Below are 20,089 nucleotides of genomic sequence, written 5' to 3' on the forward strand. Positions count from 1 at the left end.
GAGTCATGACTGAGATTCCTGCGGCAGGTTCGATCCAGATCTCGACGATCACGGGCGACGCGGTGATCCGGGTGGCTTCCGACGCCACCGTCGCCGACGTCGCGAAAACGATCGTCGACAACGAGGTCGGTGCGGTGGTGGTGGGCGACGACCCGCGGCCCGGGGCGCTGGTCACCGAGCGCGACGTGGTGCGGGTGGTCGCGTCCGGGAAGGATCCGTCGTCCGTGCCGGCCGCCGACGTCGCCAGCAAGACGCTGATCTGGTGCGACGCCGACGACACTGTGGCCAAGGTGGCGACGCGGATGATGGACCGCTACATCCGGCACGTCCTGGTGGAACGCGAGGGCGATCTGGTCGGCATGGTCTCCGCGCGCGACCTGCTCGGCATCTACGCCGCCGACGCCGAACAGAATTCGCTCAGCTGAGGGTTGAGTAACGTCCCGGCCGCTTCGACGATCTAACAGCCGTGCGGTCTTCGGGAATGGCGGGTGCGACGCTCGCGGTGATGCTCACCCTGGCGACGTTGTGCGGCGCACCCGCGGCTTCCGCGGTGCCGCCGGAGTTTCCCGACCTGGCTGCCTATCCCGAGGTCGACCCGAGTGCCTACGAGGTGCTGGGTGCACGCCCGAGCGCCTCGGGCTGGGTGTTCAGCACCCCGTCGGGTCTGCAATGTCGCAACAGCCTGATCGCCGAACTGGGCGTGTTCTGTTCGGCCGCGATTCCCGGGAATGCCGACGGTGTCGACTCCGCCGCTGTGTCGCTGACACAGCCAGGTGTGCTGACGCGCACGGACACCGCGGGAGCGGACGGGGATGCGTTTCCGTTGCTACCGACAGGATCGAAGATCGCCGCATGCAACGGGGTCGAATGTGCGGTGATCGACGACGATGCCCTGGCATGTCTGGCGAAAAAACCCGACACCTGGTCGGACGACCTACCGGACCCGCCGGACCGCCACTACGGCGAGCACGGCTTCGTCGTGCAACCAGGCAACAGCTGGGCGTTCTGACCCGAGCGCTCCCAGCTACGCGTACAGCTGCTCGAACCGCTTGATGGCTTTGTCGATGTCGCCCTTGATCGCGCGTACTGCGGCGGCCCCGACAGGACCGAACAACGGCGCGCCTCCCAGGTCCATCCGGACACTGAACGTGCAGCCGTCGTCGGTGGAGGCCACCCTCATGGTCATCTTGTAGCGGGTGCCGCCCACTCCTTCTCCGCTGACCGCCAGTGCTGACGGCGGGTCGAACTCGCGGACCGTCCACGTCACCCGGTTGCGCATGCCCTTGGCGCCGGCCACGCCGACGATGGTGGTGCCGACGCCGATCTCGTCAGGGACTTCCGAACGCCACCCCTGGTGCATCGGCATCCAGTCCCCGAGGGTCGACAGGTTCGACGCATGGGCCCACGCATCGTCGGCGGGCATGGCCAGGGAGCGCTTCAACTCCAGCTTCGCCATCGGTGCACCCTTCTATGCGACAACCCAGATTGCTTCTGCTGCTGGACTTCCCAGATCGACGGTGGTCTCGTCGGACGTTCCGCGCGGGCACTGCACCGCCACCGAGATCATGCCCGCGAAATCGCGTCGGGCCACCACCCGCACGCGGCAGTCCAGGGTGATGCCGACGGTGTCGAAGTAACGCAGCATCTCCGGGTCGGCGTCAGAGATCCGGGCGACGGTGCCCGCGTCCCCGTCCTCGCAGACCGAGAGCTGGCGTGCCGGTGGCGTGGGGACCTTTCCGTCGGCCGCCGGGATCGGGTCGCCGTGCGGGTCGCGCGTCGGGAAGCCCAGCTTGGCGTCGATCCGGTCGAGCATCAGGTCGGACACCGCGTGCTCGAGCACCTCGGCCTCGTCGTGCACCTCGTCCCAGCTGTAGCCCAACTCGCGGACCAGGAACGTCTCCATCAACCGGTGGCGGCGAACCATCGCCAGCGCCGCGCGCCGACCCGCCTCGGTGAGGGTGACCGCGCCGTACTTCTCGTGATCGACCAGGCCCTGGTCGGCGAGCTTGCGGATCGACTCCGACGCCGTGCTGGCCGATACACCGATGCGCTCGGCGAGCAGCTTGGTGCTGACCTTCTCGTGCGACCACTCCTGGGCGGTCCAGATGGTTTTCAGGTAGTCCTGAGCCACCGTCGAGAGGTCGGCAGGGTTCGTGTCAGGACTCACACCTTGGAAGTTTAGGCAATCATCACCGGAACGGGTGGTGCTGTTGGGCCGGCCCCGGTGTGGGGCCGTAGGCTAACGGACGTGCAGCGCTGGCGGGGGCAGGACGAAATCCCCACCGACTGGGGTCGATGCGTCGTCACGATCGGAGTGTTCGACGGCGTCCATCGCGGACATCAGGAGCTGATCAGTCGCGCCGTGAAGGCCGGCCGGTCACGTGGTGTCCCGACGGTGCTGATGACGTTCGATCCGCACCCGATGGAGGTCGTGTTCCCGGGCAGTCACCCGGCGCAGCTGACGACGCTGACCCGGAGGGCCGAACTGGTCGAGGAACTCGGTATCGATGTCTTCCTGGTGATGCCGTTCACCGCCGACTTCATGAAGCTCACACCGGAGCGCTACATCCACGAGCTGCTGGTCGAGCGACTGCACGTCGTCGAGGTGGTGGTCGGCGAGAACTTCACGTTCGGCAAGAAGGCGGCCGGCACCGTGGATCTGCTGCGCAAGGCCGGCGAACGGTTCGGCTTCGCCGTGGAATCGCTGACGCTGGTGTCCGAAACGCCGGAGTCCTACCGCGACGAGACCGTCACGTTCTCCTCCACCTACATCCGCTCCTGCGTCGACGCCGGTGACATGGTCGCCGCCGCCGAGGCGCTGGGCCGACCGCACCGGGTCGAGGGCGTGGTCGTGCGCGGCGACGGCCGCGGCAAGGTGCTGGGCTTCCCGACCGCCAACGTGGCGCCGCCGATGTACTCGGCGATTCCGGCCGACGGTGTGTACGCGGCGTGGTTCACGGTGCTGGGGCACGGCCCGGTGGTGGGTACGGTCACGCCGGGGGAGCGGTACCAGGCGGCGGTGTCGGTGGGCACCAACCCGACGTTCTCCGGGCGCACCCGCACGGTGGAGGCGTTCGTGCTGGACACCTCCGCCGACCTGTACGGACAGCACGTGGCCGTCGACTTCGTCGCCCGGCTGCGCGGGCAGGAGAAGTTCGACTCGGTCTCTGACCTCGTCACCGCGATGGACGCCGACACCGAACGTGCCCGCGCCATCCTGTCGACGCAGTAGCTCAGCGATTCGCGACCGTCACGTACGCGCTGCTAAACTCCCACACCGACCCGGCGCGCGCTGCAGTTCGCGGTGGCCGCGCCGTCTGGGGCATGCCCCAGGTTCTTTCCCCGCGAACTGGAATAGATGGAGTTGTCCCGTGGCGCTCACCGCCGAACAGAAAAAAGAGATCCTCGGCCAGTACGGCCTGCACGACACCGACACCGGTTCGCCGGAGGCCCAGGTTGCGCTGCTGACCAAGCGGATCGTCGATCTCACCGAGCACCTGAAGGTGCACAAGCACGACCACCACTCGCGTCGCGGTCTGCTGCTTCTGGTCGGTCGTCGTCGCCGGCTGCTCAAGTATGTCGCGCAGGTCGACGTGCAGCGCTACCGCTCGCTGATCGAGCGCCTCGGCCTGCGTCGCTGACGGGTCGGCCGGCTCGGGTCGTGACGACCCGCTCGAGGGGCGTCGCGCTGGCGGCGGCCGCCACGTTGGCCGCCGGCCTGGTCACTGCATGTTCGTCGGCGGCTGCTGCTGAAATGTCGGTCGGCGACTGCCTCGAGGTGAGCGGTCCGCCCGACCGACCCGAGGCCACACCCGCCGCGTGCGGCAGCGACGAGTCGAACTATCGGGTCGTCGCCATGGTCTCGGGTGCGGGTACCGACACCGACGGCTGCCCCGCCGACATCGACTCGTCCTACTCCAAGCAGAGCGCGTTCTCCGACGAGAGCACCACGATCTGTCTGGATGTCGACTGGGTGATCGGCGGCTGCATGAACGTCGACAGCGGACGCGACCCCGTGCGGGTCCGCTGCGACGACACCTCTGCGCCGAACCGGCAACGGGCGATCGCGGTCATGCGCGGCGTCGCCGACGTGGACGGCTGCGTCAGCGGTCTGGGCTACGCCTACGACGCGCGCGACTTCACCGTGTGCGTCGAGGACGTGTCCTGACCGCACGCGTTTACGGCGATGACCCTACCTGGATGTACCATGGGACCGTTCGCTTGCCGTAGTGCGCGAACAACCGGGTGCGGTGCTGAGCAGACCGCCGGCGCCGCTCCCGCGTGACACGAAAAGAACCGCCCGATCGCGCGGTCTTCGGTAGTGGCTGCCGGAGTAGGACTCCGGCCGCTTCGACTGACGGCCGTCGCCGCATCTGGGCCGGGACTCCCGGTGCCGCCGGGGGACCGGGATCTTCCGCATTCATGCGCGTGTGCACGCGAAACAGGTGAATGATGACCCAGAGAGGCCCAACGGACGTCTATGTCTGTAGTTGAAATCGAAGAAGGCGTGTTCGAGTCCACCGCCGTTATCGACAACGGGAGCTTCGGCACCCGCACCATCCGTTTCGAGACCGGTCGGCTGGCCCAGCAGGCCGCCGGCGCTGTCGTCGCCTACCTCGACGACGAGACCATGCTGCTCAGCGCCACCACCGCGAGCAAGACCCCGAAGGATCACTTCGACTTCTTCCCGCTGACCATCGACGTGGAGGAGCGGATGTACGCCGCGGGCCGGATCCCCGGCTCGTTCTTCCGCCGTGAAGGCCGTCCGTCGACCGACGCGATCCTGACCTGCCGCCTGATCGACCGGCCGCTGCGCCCGACCTTCGTCTCCGGCCTGCGCAACGAGATCCAGGTCGTGGTCACCGTGCTGAGCCTCAACCCGCAGGACCTCTACGACGTACTGGCCATCAACGCCGCGTCGGCGTCGACCCAGATCTCCGGCCTGCCGTTCTCCGGTCCGGTCGGCGGCGTGCGTGTCGCCCTGATCGACGGCACCTGGGTGGCGTTCCCGACCGTCGAGCAGCTCGAGCGCGCGGTGTTCGACATGGTGGTCGCCGGCCGCAAGGTCGTCAACGACGGCAAGGACGACGTCGCGATCATGATGGTCGAGGCCGAGGCCACCGAGAACGTCATCGAGCTCATCGGCAGCGGGGCGGCGGCTCCCTCGGAGACCGTGGTCGCCGAGGGCCTGGAGGCGGCCAAGCCGTTCATCGCCGCGCTGTGCACCGCGCAGCAGGAGCTCAACGACGCGGCCGGCAAGGAAACCGCCGAATACCCGCTGTTCCCCGAGTACGGCGAGGACGTCTACTACTCGGTCGCCTCGGTGGCCACCGACGCGCTGGCCGAGGCACTGACCATCGCCGGCAAGAACGAGCGCAACGACCGCACCGACGAGATCAAGGCCGAGGTGCTCGAGCGTCTGGCCGAGCAGTACGCCGGCCGGGAGAAGGAGATCGGCGCGGCGTACCGGGCGCTGACCAAGAAGCTGGTGCGTCAGCGCATCCTGACCGACCACTTCCGCATCGACGGCCGCGGCGTCACCGACATCCGTGCGCTCTCGGCCGAGGTCGCGGTGATCCCGCGCGCCCACGGCAGTGCGCTGTTCGAGCGTGGCGAGACCCAGATCATGGGCATCACCACGCTGGACATGATGAAGATGGCCCAGCAGATCGACTCGCTGGGACCGGAGACGTCCAAGCGCTACATGCACCACTACAACTTCCCGCCGTACTCGACCGGCGAGACCGGTCGCGTCGGTTCGCCCAAGCGTCGCGAGATCGGCCACGGAGCGCTGGCCGAGCGTGCGTTGATGCCGGTGCTGCCCAGCGTGGAGGAATTCCCGTACTCGATCCGTCAGGTCTCAGAAGCGTTGGGCTCCAACGGTTCCACCTCGATGGGCTCGGTGTGCGCCTCGACCCTGTCGCTGCTCAACGCCGGTGTGCCGCTGAAGGCGCCCGTCGCCGGTATCGCGATGGGTCTGGTGTCCGACGATGTCGAAGTCGAGGGTGGTGGCGTCGAAAGGCGCTTCGTCACGCTGACCGACATCCTCGGCGCCGAGGACGCGTTCGGCGACATGGACTTCAAGTGCGCCGGCACCAAGGACTTCGTCACCGCGCTGCAGCTCGACACCAAGCTCGACGGCATCCCGTCGCAGGTGCTGGCGGGCGCCCTGGCGCAGGCCAAGGACGCGCGTCTGACCATCCTGGACGTGATGGCCGAGGCCATCGACGAGCCCGACGAGATGAGCCCGTACGCGCCGCGCATCACCACGATCAAGGTGCCGGTCGACAAGATCGGTGAGGTCATCGGGCCCAAGGGCAAGATGATCAACTCGATCACCGAGGAGACCGGCGCCCAGATCTCGATCGAGGACGACGGCACCGTGTTCGTCGGCGCCGCCGACGGGCTGTCGGCCCAGGCCGCGATCGACAAGATCAACGCGATCGCCAACCCGCAGCTGCCCAAGATCGGTGAACGGTTCCTCGGAACCGTGGTCAAGACCACCGACTTCGGCGCCTTCGTGTCGCTGCTGCCGGGTCGCGACGGGCTGGTGCACATCTCCAAGCTCGGTAAGGGCAAGCGCATCAACAAGGTCGAGGACGTCGTCAAGGTCGGCGACAAGCTGCGCGTCGAGATCGCCGACATCGACAACCGCGGGAAGATCTCATTGGTCCTGGTGGACGAAGACGCCGCAGCCAGTGCCGCCGCAGCTCCGGAGGAGGGCGCAGCCGCGCCGGTCGATGCCGCAACCTCCAGCAGCTAGTTCGTCGTCGCTGCGCCGTTCGCGGCGCAGCGACGCAGCGGACCAGACGGGGTTGCGCCGTACCCAGTTGCCCGGTGGTCTGCGCGTGGTCACCGAGTATGTGCCGTCGGTGCATTCGGCCTCGGTCGGAGTGTGGGTCGGCGTCGGTTCCCGCGACGAAGGTCGCACCGTGGCCGGCGCCGCACACTTCCTGGAGCACCTGCTGTTCAAGGCGACGCCGACGCGCAGTGCGGTGCAGATCGCGCAGGCCGTGGACGCGGTGGGCGGTGAGCTCAATGCGTTCACGTCCCGCGAGCACACCTGCTACTACGCCCACGTCCTCGACACCGACCTCGCCCTCGGCGTGGACCTGGTTGCCGACGTGGTGCTGCGCGGCCGGTGCCTGGCCGACGACGTCGAGATCGAGCGCGACGTCGTGCTCGAAGAGATCGCGATGCGTGACGACGATCCCGAGGACACGCTCGGAGATGTGTTCCTGTCGGCGATGTTCGGGGATCACCCGGTGGGGCGACCGGTGATCGGCAGCATCGAGTCGATCTCGTCGATGACCCGCGCGCAGTTGAATTCGTTCCACGTGCGCCGCTACACCCCGGACCGGATGGTCGTGGCCGTCGCCGGCAATGTCGACCACGACGAGGTCGTCGCTCTGGTCCGCGAGCACTTCGGCCCGCACCTGGTGCGGGGCCGGTCGCCGGTGCCGCCGCGCCGCGGCGCGGGGCGGGTGCCGGGGCGCCCGACGCTGCAGCTCATCAAGCGCGACGCCGAGCAGACCCATCTGTCGATGGGGGTACGCACCCCCGGCCGGCACTGGGAACACCGCTGGGCGCTCGGGGTACTCAACACCGCGCTCGGCGGCGGGTTGAGTTCCCGTCTGTTCCAAGAGATTCGGGAAACCCGCGGGCTGGCGTACTCGGTGTACTCGACCGTCGACACGTTCGCCGACAGCGGGGCCCTGTCGATCTATGCCGGCTGCCAACCGGAGCGCTTCGACGAGGTCGTCCGGGTCACCACCGATGTGCTCGACGATGTCGTGCGCGACGGTCTGACCGCCGACGAGTGCCGGATCGCCAAGGGGTCGTTGCGCGGCGGTCTCGTACTGGGACTGGAGGATTCGGCGTCGCGGATGCACCGGATCGGCCGCAGCGAACTCAACCACGGCGAGCACCACACCGTCGCCGACACCTTGGCACGCATCGACGCCGTCACCGTCGAGGAGGTCAACGCCGTGGCTCGGCAACTGCTGAGCCGGCCGTTCGGTGCGGCGGTGCTGGGCCCGGTGCGCGGCAAGCGCGCACTACCCCGGCCGTTGCAGAAAATCGCGGGCTGAGCGAGTTTCTCCATGGCAAGGGGGCCCGACGGGAGCTAGGGTGGCTCCCGATGTTTCCCCTTTCTCGAAGGCAGGTCCTGGTCGGCGGGTTGACTCTGGCGGCGCTCACCGCATGCACGCCGCGAGCACTCGCGGCCCCCGACGTCACCCAGCGTCTCGACGAACTGCAGCGTCTCCACAACGCCCGAATCGGTGTCTACGCCGTCAACCTCGACACCGAAGCGACGGTGGCCTTCGGCGATGACGAAATGCGGGCGATGTGTTCGACGTTCAAGGCCTACGCCGCGGCGGCGGTGTTGCAGCGAGCCCACCGGGGTGAACTGGCGCTCACCGATGCGGTGCCCATCGACGCCGGCGACATCCAACGGCATTCCCCGCTGACCGAACCGCGGATCGGCACCACGATGACGTTGGCCGAGCTGTGTGTGGCGGCGGTGCAGCAGAGCGACAACACCGCCGGCAATCTGTTGCTGCGGACACTCGGCGGACCGCCGGCCATCACCGAATTCGCCCGCAGCATCGGCGATGACCGTAGCCGGCTGGACCGCTGGGAGATCGAGTTGAACGCGGCGGTCCCCGGCGATCCGCGCGATACCACCACCACGCGCGCCATCGGCGTCGGGTACCGCAACCTGCTGGCCGGCGACGCGTTGGCGCCGGCCGATCGTGCTCTGCTCGAGGAATGGATGCGGGGCAACCAGACTTCCAGCATGCGGGCCGGGCTGCCGCAGGGCTGGACGACCGCGGACAAGACCGGCAGCGGCGACTACGGCTCCACCAACGACGTGGGGATCGCGTACGGGCCGGCGGGGCAGCGGCTGTTGTTGTCGTTGATGGTGCGCTCGGCTGCCGACGACCCCGACGCGCCGGGATTCCGGCCGTTGATGGGTGAGCTGGCCGCGCTGCTGGTCGCGGAGCTAGATCACCGGCAGTGACTCATCCCGTTGCAGGGCAAAGAAATACGGGGTACTGAAGCCGCGCAGGTCCATCGCGCCCAGCACCACATCCGGGCCGTCGGCCCGGTCGACCAGCCGGAACACGTCGTTGACCGGCACCTGGTCGTAGATCATCGTCGCGCTGTCCACCCCGCGGTAGCGGGTGGTTCGTAGCCGGGCCTTGGGGCCGCGGGCTGCCAAGGCGGGTCGCAGCGCGGAGAAGACACCCGCGTAGCGAAGTTTCTTCAGCGCAGGTAGGCGCGTCACGATGCCCAGGCCGGGGAACGCCAGCGCCGGGTTCAGTGGCCACAGTGCGCGACCGTCGGCGGTGGGGAACAACAGCGGATGGACGCGGTCGGCGTCGACGAACTGTTTACCCCACCACCCGGTGGCGGTCAGCATGCCGTCGAGGACGTGACCCGTCGGGACTTCGGCGCCACGCCAGGTGCCGATCATCGCGTCGGGGTCCACCGGCGGCAGTGAGTCGAAGAGTTCGAGAGCCGCGGACGTGGTGGTCGGTGCGTTCGCGAGCAGGTCGGCCAGAGGGGACATGCCTCGAGGCTACGTGCGGGTGTGCGGCAGACTGCGGGTGTGCGATCCGATGAGCCGTGCCCGTGCGGCAGTACCGCTGATTACGGCGTGTGCTGCCAGCCGCTGCATCTCGGTGAGGCGCAGGCGCAGACCGCCGAGCAGCTGATGCGTTCGCGCTACAGCGCGTATGTGGTGGGCGACGCGACCTACGTATGGCGCACCTGGCATCCGCGTACCCGCCCACCGGAGGTGGCCGAGGGCACGACGGTGACGTGGACGCGCCTGGAGATCGTCGACCGGGTCGCCGGCGGCGTCGACGACGACACCGGTGAGGTCGAGTTCCGTGCCCATCACCGCCACGGGGCACTGCACGAGCGCTCGCGCTTCGCGCGGCGGGCGGGTCGCTGGTTCTACCTCGACGGCGACCTTGACGACTAGGCGAGCACGGCGACCGGATCGGTGTAGGGCAGGTCCAGGTCTTCGGCCACCTGACGGTTCAGCAAGGCGCCGTTGTGTGTCGAAAGGCCTTGCGCCAGAGCGTCATCAGCGCGGCACGCAGGTGCCCAACCGTGATCGGCCAGTGCGATGACGTACGGCAGCGTCGCGTTGGTCAGCGCCCACGTCGAGGTGCGCGGCACGGCGCCGGGCATGTTGGCCACGCAGTAGAAGATCGTGTCGTGCACCGCGTAGGTGGGATCGTCGTGAGTGGTGGGCCGCGAGTCTTCGAAGCAGCCGCCCTGATCGATGGCGATGTCCACCAGCACCGCACCCGGCCTCATGTGCGCGACGGTCGAATTGGACACCAGCATCGGCGTTTTGGCCCCCGGCACGAGCACCGCGCCGATCACCAGGTCGGCCGCTTTGACGGCGTCTTCGAGATCGAGCGCCGACGAGTAGCGGGTTTCGATGCGACCGCCGAACTCGGCGTCGATGTCGCGCAGTTTCGGGATGCTGACGTCGAAAACGATGACGTGCGCGCCCATTCCGGCGGCGACGCGGGCGGCGTTGTAGCCGGCGGTGCCGCCGCCGATCACCACCACCTGCGCCGGCGCGACACCGGGGACGCCGCCCATCAGCACACCGCGACCGCCGTGGCTGCGCATCAGGTGATAGGCGCCGACCTGCGCGGCCAGCCGCCCGGCCACCTCGCTCATCGGGGCCAGCAGCGGTAGCGACCCGTCGGCGCTCTGGACGGTCTCGTAGGCGATGGCGGTGGTGCCCGAGGCCAGCAGTGCCTCGGTGCACGGCTTGGAGGCCGCGAGATGGAGATAGGTGAACAGTGTCTGCCCGGTGCGCAGGCGTGGGTATTCGGTCTCGATCGGCTCCTTCACCTTCAGGAGCAGATCGGCTTCGGCCCAGACCTCCTCGGCGGTGCCGATCAGCTGAGCGCCGGCCCGCTTGAAGTCGGCGTCGGAGATCGACGATCCTTCGCCGGCGCCCGACTGGATCAGAACGTCGTGGCCGCGGTGCACGAGCTCCACCACACCGGACGGGGTGACCGCGACCCGGAACTCGTTGTTCTTGATTTCGGTCGGGATTCCGACACGCATGAGGGCTCCTGGAGATTATCTGCCTGTAGGAGATGATTCTGAAGAAGTATCGATTTGTCGGCAATATTCATGAAGAAGATTCGGTAGCGTCGAGGCATGGACTCTGGATCGTCGAACTCCGCCCCCTCGCGGCCCGCGACGCCGAAGGATGTTCGGCCCGTGGTTCTCGACGACGTGGATCGCCGCATTCTGACTGCCCTGCATGCTGACGCGCGGCTACCGAACAGCGCACTGGCCGAACGTGTCGGTATCGCGCCATCGACCTGTCACGGCCGGGTGCGCCGGCTTCAGGAGAGCGGGGTGATCCGGGGCTTCTATGCCGATATCGACCCCTCGGCGATCGGTCTGACCCTCGAGGCGATGATCTCGGTGAGTCTGCAGTCGAACGCGCGCGGGCGGATCCGTGACTTCATCGCGCAGATCCGCAGCAGACCACAGGTCATGGATGTCTACTTCCTCGCCGGTGCCGACGACTTCCTGCTGCACGTCGCTGCCCGCGACACCGAGGATCTGCGAAAGTTCGTGGTGGACAACCTCAACGCCGATGCCGATGTCGCGGGTACGCAGACCTCGTTGATCTTCGAGCATCTGCGCGGCGCGTCGCCGCTCTAGTTCACGCGAGGGTCAGGGTCACGTTGTGTAGCGCGACGGCCACGTCGGTGGGGAGGATGTCGACGAATGTCGGGGCGTCCCGCAGTGCTGCGCCGGTTGCGATGATGTTCTGCGGTGTAGTTGGCATGCAGGGGAATTCGCGGCATCGGAACCATCTTCCCGGTGGGCTCTGGTACGGCTGCATGCTCGGCGACTGGTCGACGCGATAGCGCCCCGGCGCGATGTGCGTCGTCGCCCACCCGTCACGCGGCTGTGTGGTCACGCCGAACACCCCGTTGCTGCCGTAGACCGGGACTGCTGCCGCCGGCGCAGCCGTCGCGCACATCAGCGTGCCCGCGGCCAGTGCTCCCGCGGCCAGTGCTCCCACGCATCCACTTTGACGCGCCGCGCCGCTCATTGCCCGAGGCTAAACCCAGCTATGGGTCGCCGTCTTCGTCTTCGGGAAGAAGATAACGTTCGGGGTGGTGGTAGCCGTTGGTGCGGTGGCGGCCTTTGTCGAGGTCGGGTGGTGGGATCCACTCCGTCTGGTTCTTGTCGTTTTTGGTTGTGCGCCAGTCGGTTTTGTCGAGCATGTGGTGGCATGCTGGGCAGGCCAGGGCCAGATCGTCGACGTTGGTTTCTCCTCCTACGCCCCAGTCGGCCGTGGCGTGGTGGGCCTAGCACCAGTAGCCCGGGGCGGTACAGCCGGGGCGGGTGCAGCCGCGGTCGCGAGCGTGCAGCACGATCCGCTGGGCGGTGTTGGCCAGGCGTCTGGCTCGGCCCAGATACAGACTCTGGCCGGTGTGTTGGTCGTAGACATACAGGTAGTGATGGGCGCGGGCGGCCATCCGGATCAGATCGCGCATCGGCAGCACGCTGCCCCCGCCGGTAACCGCGACCCCCGCGCCTTTCTCCAATTCCTGCAGGGTCGTGGACACGATGACGGTGACCGGCAGCCCGTTATGCGTGCCGAGTTCCCCGGACTGTAGGGCGCGGCGCCCGACGGCGACGAACGCGTCATGCCGGCGTTGGGCTGGAGTCCGCCAATCGCGGCTCTGGGCCGGTTCTGGATTGGCCTCGCCGGTCTCGCCGGGTGGCTGTCCGGGCAGGTTGGCGCCCGGAGCGGCATCTTTGGCGAAGATCGCTTCCCAGATCGCCAGCGCTTCGGGTGAGAGCGTTCCGGAGATGCTCGCGGTGCCGTCGGCGCGCTGCTTGCCGATGGTGATCCCGCATTTACGGGCGATCTCGGCCTCGCTGGGTTCGGCGCCGTCGGGATCGATCATCACCAACAACATCGCCGCCGCCGCATCGAGATTCTCCGGATCCAGTCCGGCACCGATGTGGGCCAGATGCCGATCAGCCTCGGCGCGGGTGCCCGCATCCACGCTGGCCGGGAGTTTCTTGTGGAACTTCGCGATCACCGCGACATGCTCCTCGTCGAGCAGGCCGGCAGCTTGCGCCGCGGCCGTGGCCTCCCACAACGGCGGCAACGGTTGGCCGGTCATCGCGCGGCGCGGCCCCAGCGCCTCGGCCCGGGCCAGGCGCCGCCGCGCATCGGCGCCGCTGACCCGCAACGCGGTGGTCAGCACCTTCTTCCAGGACTTCTCACCCAGCCGGAACGGCTCGGTCTCGTCAGTGAGCCGCGCCAGGATCTGATGTTCGAGGGCCGGCACGCTGCGCACCAGCGTGGTCAGCTCGCTCAACAACCCGATCAATTCACGATGCGACAACTCCTCGGCAGCCTTACCCAAGGCGGCCACCTGCTCGGCCATCACCCCAAGCGCTTCCGACGCCGTATCCATGATTAGAACACTAGTTCGAACCACCGACAAATCTGAGCGTCGCGGCGGACCGTTAGGGTGTGCCCATGCGAGTCGGAGTTCTGGGTGCCAAAGGCAAGGTCGGTGCGACGATGGTGGCCGGAGTCGAGGCCGCCGACGACCTCACGTTCACCGTCGGTGTGGACGCTGACGATCCGCTGTCGTCGCTGGTGGAATCCCAGACCGAGGTGGTCATCGACTTCACCCACCCCAGCGTCGTCATGGACAACCTGAAGTTCTTGATCGACAACGGAATCCACGCCGTCGTCGGCACCACCGGATTCACCGACGAACGGCTCGACCAGGTTCGGGGCTGGCTCGCCGACAAGCCGGACGTCTCCGTTCTCATCGCGCCCAACTTCGCGATCGGTGCGGTGCTGTCGATGCACTTCGCGCAGCAGGCGGCCAAGTTCTTCGAGTCGGTCGAGGTGATCGAGCTACACCACCCGCACAAGGCCGACGCGCCGTCAGGCACCGCCACGCGCACGGCGCGGCTGATCGCGGAGGCCCGAAAAGGGTTGCCGCCCAACCCCGATGCCACCAGCACCGGTCTGGAGGGCGCGCGGGGCGCCGACGTCGACGGCGTCCCGGTGCATTCTGTGCGGCTCGCCGGTCTGGTCGCCCATCAGGAGGTGCTGTTCGGCACCGAGGGGGAGACGCTGACCATCCGGCACGACAGCATCGACCGGACCTCATTTGTTCCCGGCGTCCTGCTCGCCGTCCGCAAGGTCGCCGAGCGCCCGGGACTGACCATCGGCATCGAGCCGCTGCTCGACCTGGCATGAGCGACGGGGCGCGCGCTCTGCGCATTCAAGCGCTGATCGCCTTCATGTGCGTCGCGCTCGTCGTCTACTTCGTGCTGTTGGGTCGGATCGCGTGGAAGCTGATCACCTCAGGGGAGCCGGCCGCCATCGGCCTGGGCGCTGCGCTGGCCCTGCTGCCGGTCATCGGCGTCTGGGCGATGGTGGCCACGGTGCGCGCCGGCCTCGCCCATCAGCGGCTGGCTCGCCTGGCCGCGCAGGAGGGACTCGAGCTCGACGTCAGCGACCTGCCGCGGCGGCCGTCGGGACGCATCGAGCGCGACGCGGCCGACGCTCTGTTCGAACAGGTCCGCGACGAAGTCGAGGCCGACCCGGACAACTGGCGGCGCTGGTATCGGCTGGCACGCGCCTACGACTACGCCGGCGACCGGTCGCGAGCGCGCGAGGCCATGAAAAAGGCGGTGCAGCTGGAGGAGGCCGCACGGTGAGCAAGACGCTGCTGGTGGTGCATCACACCCCGTCGCCGGGCACCCGGGAGCTGCTCGAGGCCATGCTGGCCGGCGCGCGCGATCCCGACATCACCGGCGTCGACGTCGTCACCCGCCCCGCGCTGGCCGCGACGATCCCCGACATGCTCGCCGCCGACGGCTACCTGTTCGGCACCACCGCCAATTTCGGCTACATGTCCGGGGCGTTGAAGCACTTCTTCGACACCGTGTACTACCCGAGCCTCGACCACGTCGCCGGCCGGCCATACGGCCTGTGGGTGCACGGAAACAACGACACCACCGGCGCCGCGCAGTCCGTGCACCGGTTGGCGACCGGGCTGGACCTCGTACAAGCCGCCGACACGCTGGAGATCAACGGCCCGTTGGACGCCACTGTGCGCGACCATGCCTATGAGCTGGGCGGCACGTTGGCCGCCACGCTGATGGACTGACGGAGGACTTCCATGCCCGGAATCGCCGAATTCGCCCTCGCCGGAGCGCCCGTGGCCGGCGGCGCGCTGCTCGGCCTGGCCGCCGGAAGCCTCAAAGGCCCCGACATCCGCGGCAACATCGCCGCCGACATGGACCTGCTCGAACGGATACCCGCCGACCAGGTGCACCGGCGAGCCGAACTGCAGCGCGTCATCGACCTGCGCATCGACGGGTTGATCGCCGGCATCGACAAGAACCGCGAACTACGCGAGATGGCGCTGTCCTACCGCGGCAACTGGCGCGACATCGTGGTGTTCGTCTGCGCCGTGCTGTTCACCATCGTGTGGTGGAACATCGACCACGACCGGACCAACTGGCTGGTGATGTTCGTCGTGCTGATCCTGCTGTGCACGCTGGCCGGCTTCTACGCCGCCCGGGGAATCGCGGGCAGTCTCTCGGCATATCTGAAGGCCCGACGACACCGCTAGGCGAGGTGAGCGGAGAAGAACGACCGCATCGCATCCCAGTGTTTCTCGGCGGCCTGCTCGTCGAACGGTGCGTTGTCGGGGACTGCGAACCCGTGTGCCGCCCCATACCACTCGATGGTGTGCTCCACGCCGGCGTCGCTGAGCGCCTTGTCCAGGGATTCGGCGTCCTTCTTCGTGAACGCGCGGTCGTCCTTGGCGCCTCCGATGTACACCGCGGCCCGGATACGGTCGGCCAACAGGTGGGGGCTGTCCGGCTCCTCGGTGACCAACCCGCCGCCGTGGAAGGACATGGCCGCGGCGACGCGCTGCGGCACCCGGCCCGCGACGAGCAACGACGTGCGTCCGCCCATGCAGTAGCCCGTGGTGCCGAAGGACTCGCCCCGCACTTCCGGTCGCGCTGCCAGGTAGTCGAAGAACGCGTTGGCGTCCGCGGCCATGAATTCCGGCGTCACCTTCTTGATCATCGCGAACAGCCGCTGACGTTCCTTGGGATCGGTGAACACCGTGGCCATCGTGAACGGCGCCCAGTCCCCGTCGCGGTAGTAGACGTCGGGCACCAGCACGGCATAGCCGTAGCCGGCCAGCCGGTCGGCCATCGCCCGGAACGTGTCCCGGGCGCCACCGGCATCGGGGTACATCACGATGCCCGGCCACGGCCCGTCCCCATCGGGGAGGTGCAGGCTGACCGGGCAGGAGCCGTCGGCCGTCGTGATGGCGTCGTTGATCGTCGGCATGGGTTCCGTTCTACTCCATCGGCTCGGACGTAAGCTGAACTCCGTGCCGATCGCCACCCCTTATGAGGACTTGCTGCGCCTGGTGCTCGACACCGGTGTCGCGAAATCCGACCGGACCGGGACCGGGACGCGCAGCGTGTTCGGTCACCAGATGCGTTACGACCTGAATGCCGGCTTCCCGCTGATCACCACCAAGAAGGTGCACACCAAGTCGGTGATCTACGAGCTGCTGTGGTTCCTGCGGGGCGAGCGCAACGTCCGGTGGCTGCAGGAGCACGGTGTCACCATCTGGGACGAATGGGCCTCGCCCACCGGCGATCTCGGTCCCGTCTACGGCGTGCAGTGGCGGTCCTGGCCGACCCCGTCCGGTGACCACATCGACCAGATCAGCGCCGCGCTCGAGCTGCTCAAGTCCGACCCCGACTCGCGGCGCAACATCGTCTCGGCCTGGAATGTCGGCGAGATCCCGCAGATGGCGCTGCCGCCGTGTCACGCGTTCTTCCAGTTCTACGTCGCCGACGGCCGGCTGTCGTGCCAGCTGTATCAGCGCAGCGCCGACCTGTTCCTCGGCGTGCCGTTCAACATCGCCAGCTACGCACTGCTCACACACATGATGGCCGCGCAGGCCGGCCTGGCGGTGGGGGAGTTCATCTGGACCGGAGGGGACTGCCACATCTACGACAACCACGTCGAGCAGGTCACCGAGCAGCTGTCGCGGCAACCCCGGCCGTATCCCGAACTCGTTCTCGCGGAACGCGATTCGATCTTCGACTACACCTACGACGACATCGTCATCAAGAACTACGATCCGCACCCGGCGATCAAGGCTCCGGTGGCGGTGTGAGCCTGGGACTGATCTGGGCGCAATCGACATCGGGAGTCATCGGCCGCAACGGCGGCATCCCGTGGCGGCTTCCCGAGGACCTGGCGCGGTTCAAGGAACTCACCATGGGCCACACCGTCATCATGGGGCGGCTGACCTGGGAGTCGCTGCCCCCGTCGGTGCGACCTCTGCCGGGTCGGCGCAACGTGGTGGTCAGCCGGCAGGCCGGCTACCGGGCCGACGGCGCCGAAGTGGTGGCCGACCTGCAGGACGCGCCCCTCGACGATGCCTGGGTGATCGGCGGCTCGCAGATCTACGGCCTGGCGATGCCGTTGGCGACCCGGTGCGAGATCACCGAGGTCGACGTCGACCTGCGCCGCGAGGACCACGATGTGCTGGCGCCGGTGCTCGACGAATCCTGGACCGGTACGGAGGGAGACTGGCAGGACAGCTCCTCCGGGCTGCGCCACCGGTTCTTCAGCTTCGTCCGGTCATGACGCTGACCGCTGCACAGGCACGTCGGATTGCCTTGGCAGCACAGGGTTTTCATGACGGGAAGCCTGCGGGTGCGGTCACCCGCGCCCATCTGAAGCGGCTGATCGCCCGGCTGCAGGTGCTCCAACTGGATTCGGTGTCGGTGGCGGTGCGCGCGCACTACGCTCCGGTGTTCAGCCGGCTCGGGCCCTATGACCGGGACCTGCTCGACCGCGCGGCCTGGAGCCATTCGCCCCGTTCGCCGCGGCTGCTGGTCGAGTACTGGGCACATGAGGCGGCGCTGATGTCGGTCGACGACTGGCCGCTGATGCGGTGGCGGATGCGCGAGTACACCCACGGCCGGTGGGGCACCGAGATCGTCAAGCGCAACCCGAAACTCGCCGAGGACATCGTCGCGGCGGTGACCGCGCTCGGTCCGGCCACGGCCGGACAGATCGAGGAGTACCTGGAGGCCGAGCCGCGGGGCCGCAAAGGTCCCTGGTGGGATCGCAGCGACACCAAGTGGGTGGCAGAGGCCCTCTGGTCGGCCGGGGTGCTGACCACGGCCACCGGGTCGGGTTCGCCCGGCACTACGACCTGGTCGAACGGGTGCTGCCGGCCGACGTCCTGCAGCGACAGGTCGACGAGGTCGACGCGGTCCGCGAACTGGTGTTGCGCGCCGCGACCGCACTGGGCGTGGCCACCGAAGCCGACCTGCGCGACTACTTCCGGCTCGCCGCCCGCCAGGTCAAGCCGGCGATCAGCGAGCTGGTGGCCGCCGGCGAACTGGAACCGGTCCAGGTCGACGGCTGGGCGGCCCCGGCGTACCTGCGTGCCGGACAGAGCATCCCGCGCCGCGACCGTGGCACCGCGCTGCTGTGCCCGTTCGACCCGTTGATCTTCTTCCGGCCGCGGGTAGAGCGATTGTTCAACTTCTTCTACCGTCTGGAGATCTACACTCCCGCGCCGAAACGGCAGTTCGGCTATTACGTGTGGCCGTTCCTGCTCGACGGCGAACTCGTCGGCCGCGTCGACCTCAAACGCACCGACGACGCGCTGCACGTCGTCGGTGCCTTCGCCGAGGACGCCGCAGACGAGGACCGGGTCACCGCCGCGCTGGCACCGGAGTTGCGGTCGATGGCGGGCTGGTTGGGTTGCGACGACGTCACCGTCGGCGAACGCGGCGAGCTCGCCGCCGCGCTCCGTGTTGCGGTGAGGTGACAGTCGAGTATGAAGCTCGTATGGAGGTAGTGCGGCGCTGGTGGCGTCGAACCGACCAGTTCGACTGGTTCACGGTCTATCTGCACGACCGCGGACTGCAGATGCGGTGGCGGATGGCCACCTTCGGCTTCACCGCACTGCTCGCGGTCCTGCCCATCGTGTTGCTCGGCAGCCCGGTCGGGCCCGACCACACCTTGACCCGGGCGGTGGCGGTGACGTCCGCGGTGTGTGGCCTGGCTGCCTCGATGCTGTGGCTGTGGCGATGGCCGACCCGCACCCAGTCGTTGATCTTCAACTTCGTCTGCTCACTGAGCATCGCCGCGATGTGCCTGGCGATGTCGAATCCGTACAACGGTTTGATGGGCGCCACGCTGTTCGCGGCGGTCGGCGGGTTTCTCGCGTACTTCCACGCGTTGAACCACATGCTGGTCAACCTCGGCGTCGCGGTGGTGTGCACCGCGGTCACCGCGACGCGCCTGGTGGTCGACACCGCAGACGTGGCGCTGACGGTCGCCGCCGTACTGACGGTGCTGTCCCTCAACATCGGCGTGCCGTTCGGCATCCAGTCGCTGGTCCACGCGCTACGCACGGATCTGCGCAACGCCGACCGTGACCCGTTGACCGGGCTGCTCGACCGGCGTGGCTTCTACAGCGCCGTGTGCGAGCTGATCGCGAACCGGCCGTCCGGGAAGTGTCTGAACGTCACGATGATCGACCTCGATCACTTCAAGAAGATCAACGACACCCTCGGCCACGCCGCCGGGGACCACGTACTCGTCGAGGTTGCCGGGGTGCTGCGCCAGACGTGCGGCGCCGACGCGATCCTGGGTCGGCTGGGCGGCGAGGAATTCCTGATAGCCGACACCGACGAACCGGCCCAGCACGCCGCGACCATCGCGAGGATCAGACTCGGGATCATCGATCTGCCGGCCGGGGTCACGGCGAGCTTCGGCACCTGCTCCACGGCCGCAGAACGCGTTGTCGCCCAGGAATTCACGGAGTTCGTCGATCGGCTCATCCACGTCGCCGACGCGGCGATGTACCGGTCGAAACGCGCCGGCGGCGACCGGATCGACCATCAGCATCTCCCCGGGGTCGGGCCGGGGCAGACCGACGGCATGCGCGGAACCGGGCACCGACCGAGTTAGGCT

The 20,089-nt window shown here is 68.1% G+C and carries 23 protein-coding genes and 2 pseudogenes; 18 read left to right on the forward strand and 7 right to left on the reverse strand.

Annotation, left to right across the window (positions count from 1 at the left end):
* The first annotated feature begins 5 nt into the window (after positions 1–5).
* Together ACQI46_RS22090 and ACQI46_RS22095 are read left to right on the forward strand one after the other, a co-directional pair.
* Positions 6–425 carry a CBS domain-containing protein gene (locus ACQI46_RS22090; protein ID WP_427096194.1) on the forward strand — a complete coding sequence of 140 codons (420 nt, stop codon included), beginning with the start codon at positions 6–8 and terminating at the stop codon, positions 423–425.
* A 146-nt stretch (positions 426–571) separates the two neighbouring features.
* Positions 572–1,009: a hypothetical protein gene (locus tag ACQI46_RS22095; RefSeq protein ID WP_427096355.1), complete on the forward strand. Its 438-nt coding sequence runs from the start codon at positions 572–574 to the stop codon at positions 1,007–1,009.
* Positions 1,010–1,024: 15 nt separating this feature from the next.
* On the opposite strand, the gene ACQI46_RS22100 is transcribed toward ACQI46_RS22095, so the two are convergent.
* Both ACQI46_RS22100 and mntR read right to left on the reverse strand, forming a co-directional pair.
* Positions 1,025–1,456, reverse strand: coding sequence for a type II toxin-antitoxin system Rv0910 family toxin (locus ACQI46_RS22100; protein WP_427096195.1), 432 nt, complete (start codon positions 1,454–1,456; stop codon positions 1,025–1,027).
* A 12-nt stretch (positions 1,457–1,468) separates the two neighbouring features.
* Positions 1,469–2,167 carry a manganese-binding transcriptional regulator MntR gene (gene mntR / locus ACQI46_RS22105; protein ID WP_427096196.1) on the reverse strand — a complete coding sequence of 233 codons (699 nt, stop codon included), beginning with the start codon at positions 2,165–2,167 and terminating at the stop codon, positions 1,469–1,471.
* 81 nt (positions 2,168–2,248) lie between these two features.
* Here mntR and ACQI46_RS22110 point away from each other — a divergent pair, with 81 nt between their 5' ends.
* The 6 genes from ACQI46_RS22110 to bla all read left to right on the forward strand — a co-directional run bounded on the left by ACQI46_RS22110 (position 2,249) and on the right by bla (position 9,025).
* Positions 2,249–3,232: a bifunctional riboflavin kinase/FAD synthetase gene (locus ACQI46_RS22110; protein WP_427096197.1), complete on the forward strand. Its 984-nt coding sequence runs from the start codon at positions 2,249–2,251 to the stop codon at positions 3,230–3,232.
* A gap of 139 nt (positions 3,233–3,371) precedes the next feature.
* The gene (gene rpsO / locus ACQI46_RS22115) at positions 3,372–3,641 is read left to right on the forward strand and encodes a 30S ribosomal protein S15 (protein WP_427059642.1); all 270 of its coding nucleotides are present in this window, start codon (positions 3,372–3,374) and stop codon (positions 3,639–3,641) included.
* A 20-nt stretch (positions 3,642–3,661) separates the two neighbouring features.
* Positions 3,662–4,168 (forward strand): LppU family putative lipoprotein, encoded by a 507-nt coding sequence (lppU, locus tag ACQI46_RS22120; RefSeq protein ID WP_427096198.1) that lies wholly within the window; start codon positions 3,662–3,664, stop codon positions 4,166–4,168.
* A gap of 312 nt (positions 4,169–4,480) precedes the next feature.
* Positions 4,481–6,763, forward strand: coding sequence for a polyribonucleotide nucleotidyltransferase (locus tag ACQI46_RS22125; protein WP_427096199.1), 2,283 nt, complete (start codon positions 4,481–4,483; stop codon positions 6,761–6,763).
* Positions 6,741–8,090, forward strand: a complete 1,350-nt coding sequence (locus ACQI46_RS22130; protein WP_427096200.1) for a M16 family metallopeptidase — start codon at positions 6,741–6,743, stop codon at positions 8,088–8,090. The genes ACQI46_RS22125 and ACQI46_RS22130 overlap by 23 nt, the downstream gene beginning before the upstream one ends.
* Before the next feature lie 50 nt (positions 8,091–8,140).
* A complete protein-coding gene (gene bla / locus ACQI46_RS22135) occupies positions 8,141–9,025 on the forward strand; it encodes a class A beta-lactamase (RefSeq protein WP_427096201.1) in 885 nt (294 codons plus the stop codon).
* Here bla and ACQI46_RS22140 read toward each other — a convergent pair.
* Complete coding sequence (locus tag ACQI46_RS22140) at positions 9,008–9,577, reverse strand: DUF4334 domain-containing protein (protein WP_427096202.1); 570 nt, start codon at positions 9,575–9,577, stop codon at positions 9,008–9,010. The genes bla and ACQI46_RS22140 overlap by 18 nt on opposite strands.
* Positions 9,578–9,616: 39 nt before the next feature.
* Here ACQI46_RS22140 and ACQI46_RS22145 point away from each other — a divergent pair, with 39 nt between their 5' ends.
* Positions 9,617–9,994 carry a YchJ family protein gene (locus tag ACQI46_RS22145; protein WP_427096203.1) on the forward strand — a complete coding sequence of 126 codons (378 nt, stop codon included), beginning with the start codon at positions 9,617–9,619 and terminating at the stop codon, positions 9,992–9,994.
* Here the strand turns inward: ACQI46_RS22145 and ald are convergent.
* Positions 9,991–11,106, reverse strand: coding sequence for an alanine dehydrogenase (gene ald / locus ACQI46_RS22150; RefSeq protein WP_427096204.1), 1,116 nt, complete (start codon positions 11,104–11,106; stop codon positions 9,991–9,993). The genes ACQI46_RS22145 and ald overlap by 4 nt on opposite strands.
* A gap of 96 nt (positions 11,107–11,202) precedes the next feature.
* Between ald and ACQI46_RS22155 the strand changes: the two genes are divergently transcribed.
* Positions 11,203–11,718 (forward strand): Lrp/AsnC family transcriptional regulator, encoded by a 516-nt coding sequence (locus ACQI46_RS22155; protein ID WP_427096205.1) that lies wholly within the window; start codon positions 11,203–11,205, stop codon positions 11,716–11,718.
* A 1-nt stretch (position 11,719) separates the two neighbouring features.
* Here the strand turns inward: ACQI46_RS22155 and ACQI46_RS22160 are convergent, their stop codons facing one another.
* Both ACQI46_RS22160 and ACQI46_RS22165 read right to left on the reverse strand, forming a co-directional pair.
* Complete coding sequence (locus tag ACQI46_RS22160; RefSeq protein ID WP_427096356.1) at positions 11,720–12,043, reverse strand: hypothetical protein; 324 nt, start codon at positions 12,041–12,043, stop codon at positions 11,720–11,722.
* Positions 12,044–12,134: 91 nt separating this feature from the next.
* Positions 12,135–13,499, reverse strand: a pseudogene (locus tag ACQI46_RS22165) (DUF222 domain-containing protein).
* A 65-nt stretch (positions 13,500–13,564) separates the two neighbouring features.
* Between ACQI46_RS22165 and dapB the strand changes: the two are divergent.
* Genes dapB through ACQI46_RS22185 form a run of 4 tightly spaced genes read left to right on the forward strand, consistent with a single transcriptional unit; the run spans position 13,565 to position 15,686 of the window.
* The gene (gene dapB / locus ACQI46_RS22170) at positions 13,565–14,302 is read left to right on the forward strand and encodes a 4-hydroxy-tetrahydrodipicolinate reductase (protein WP_427096206.1); all 738 of its coding nucleotides are present in this window, start codon (positions 13,565–13,567) and stop codon (positions 14,300–14,302) included.
* Positions 14,299–14,766, forward strand: coding sequence for a hypothetical protein (locus ACQI46_RS22175; protein ID WP_427096207.1), 468 nt, complete (start codon positions 14,299–14,301; stop codon positions 14,764–14,766). Before dapB ends, ACQI46_RS22175 begins: the two co-directional genes overlap by 4 nt.
* Positions 14,763–15,218, forward strand: a complete 456-nt coding sequence (locus tag ACQI46_RS22180; protein ID WP_427096208.1) for a flavodoxin family protein — start codon at positions 14,763–14,765, stop codon at positions 15,216–15,218. Before ACQI46_RS22175 ends, ACQI46_RS22180 begins: the two co-directional genes overlap by 4 nt.
* A gap of 12 nt (positions 15,219–15,230) precedes the next feature.
* Positions 15,231–15,686 carry a hypothetical protein gene (locus ACQI46_RS22185; RefSeq protein WP_427096209.1) on the forward strand — a complete coding sequence of 152 codons (456 nt, stop codon included), beginning with the start codon at positions 15,231–15,233 and terminating at the stop codon, positions 15,684–15,686.
* Here ACQI46_RS22185 and ACQI46_RS22190 read toward each other — a convergent pair.
* Positions 15,683–16,420 carry a dienelactone hydrolase family protein gene (locus tag ACQI46_RS22190; RefSeq protein ID WP_427096210.1) on the reverse strand — a complete coding sequence of 246 codons (738 nt, stop codon included), beginning with the start codon at positions 16,418–16,420 and terminating at the stop codon, positions 15,683–15,685. The two genes, ACQI46_RS22185 and ACQI46_RS22190, sit on opposite strands and share 4 nt — an antisense overlap.
* A gap of 43 nt (positions 16,421–16,463) precedes the next feature.
* On the opposite strand from ACQI46_RS22190, the gene ACQI46_RS22195 reads away from it, so the two are divergent.
* The 4 genes and pseudogenes from ACQI46_RS22195 to ACQI46_RS22210 all read left to right on the forward strand — a co-directional run bounded on the left by ACQI46_RS22195 (position 16,464) and on the right by ACQI46_RS22210 (position 20,086).
* Positions 16,464–17,264: a thymidylate synthase gene (locus ACQI46_RS22195; protein ID WP_427096211.1), complete on the forward strand. Its 801-nt coding sequence runs from the start codon at positions 16,464–16,466 to the stop codon at positions 17,262–17,264.
* Entirely contained in the window at positions 17,261–17,740 is a 480-nt protein-coding gene (locus tag ACQI46_RS22200; protein ID WP_427096212.1) for a dihydrofolate reductase, read from the forward strand. Before ACQI46_RS22195 ends, ACQI46_RS22200 begins: the two co-directional genes overlap by 4 nt.
* Positions 17,737–18,938, forward strand: a pseudogene (locus ACQI46_RS22205) (winged helix-turn-helix domain-containing protein). The gene ACQI46_RS22200 and the pseudogene ACQI46_RS22205 overlap by 4 nt, the downstream one beginning before the upstream one ends.
* A 20-nt stretch (positions 18,939–18,958) precedes the next feature.
* Positions 18,959–20,086 carry a diguanylate cyclase domain-containing protein gene (locus tag ACQI46_RS22210; protein WP_427096213.1) on the forward strand — a complete coding sequence of 376 codons (1,128 nt, stop codon included), beginning with the start codon at positions 18,959–18,961 and terminating at the stop codon, positions 20,084–20,086.
* Positions 20,087–20,089 lie beyond the last annotated feature (3 nt).

Origin of the sequence: Mycobacterium sp. SMC-4 (assembly GCF_050205565.1) — a bacterium.
In the GTDB taxonomy this organism is placed as follows: domain Bacteria; phylum Actinomycetota; class Actinomycetes; order Mycobacteriales; family Mycobacteriaceae; genus Mycobacterium.

What these genes read in the sequence shown, in the direction of transcription:
- ACQI46_RS22090 (WP_427096194.1), top strand. Translation starts at nt 6, where the DNA reads ATGACTGAGATTCCTGCGGCAGGTTCGATCCAGATCTCGACGATCACG.
- ACQI46_RS22100 (WP_427096195.1), bottom strand. Translation starts at nt 1,456, where the DNA reads ATGGCGAAGCTGGAGTTGAAGCGCTCCCTGGCCATGCCCGCCGACGAT.
- ACQI46_RS22125 (WP_427096199.1), top strand. Translation starts at nt 4,481, where the DNA reads ATGTCTGTAGTTGAAATCGAAGAAGGCGTGTTCGAGTCCACCGCCGTT.
- ACQI46_RS22130 (WP_427096200.1), top strand. Translation starts at nt 6,741, where the DNA reads ATGCCGCAACCTCCAGCAGCTAGTTCGTCGTCGCTGCGCCGTTCGCGG.
- bla (WP_427096201.1), top strand. Translation starts at nt 8,141, where the DNA reads ATGTTTCCCCTTTCTCGAAGGCAGGTCCTGGTCGGCGGGTTGACTCTG.
- ACQI46_RS22140 (WP_427096202.1), bottom strand. Translation starts at nt 9,577, where the DNA reads ATGTCCCCTCTGGCCGACCTGCTCGCGAACGCACCGACCACCACGTCC.
- ald (WP_427096204.1), bottom strand. Translation starts at nt 11,106, where the DNA reads ATGCGTGTCGGAATCCCGACCGAAATCAAGAACAACGAGTTCCGGGTC.
- ACQI46_RS22155 (WP_427096205.1), top strand. Translation starts at nt 11,203, where the DNA reads ATGGACTCTGGATCGTCGAACTCCGCCCCCTCGCGGCCCGCGACGCCG.
- ACQI46_RS22160 (WP_427096356.1), bottom strand. Translation starts at nt 12,043, where the DNA reads ATGTGCGCGACGGCTGCGCCGGCGGCAGCAGTCCCGGTCTACGGCAGC.
- dapB (WP_427096206.1), top strand. Translation starts at nt 13,565, where the DNA reads ATGCGAGTCGGAGTTCTGGGTGCCAAAGGCAAGGTCGGTGCGACGATG.
- ACQI46_RS22175 (WP_427096207.1), top strand. Translation starts at nt 14,299, where the DNA reads ATGAGCGACGGGGCGCGCGCTCTGCGCATTCAAGCGCTGATCGCCTTC.
- ACQI46_RS22185 (WP_427096209.1), top strand. Translation starts at nt 15,231, where the DNA reads ATGCCCGGAATCGCCGAATTCGCCCTCGCCGGAGCGCCCGTGGCCGGC.
- ACQI46_RS22190 (WP_427096210.1), bottom strand. Translation starts at nt 16,420, where the DNA reads ATGCCGACGATCAACGACGCCATCACGACGGCCGACGGCTCCTGCCCG.
- ACQI46_RS22210 (WP_427096213.1), top strand. Translation starts at nt 18,959, where the DNA reads ATGGAGGTAGTGCGGCGCTGGTGGCGTCGAACCGACCAGTTCGACTGG.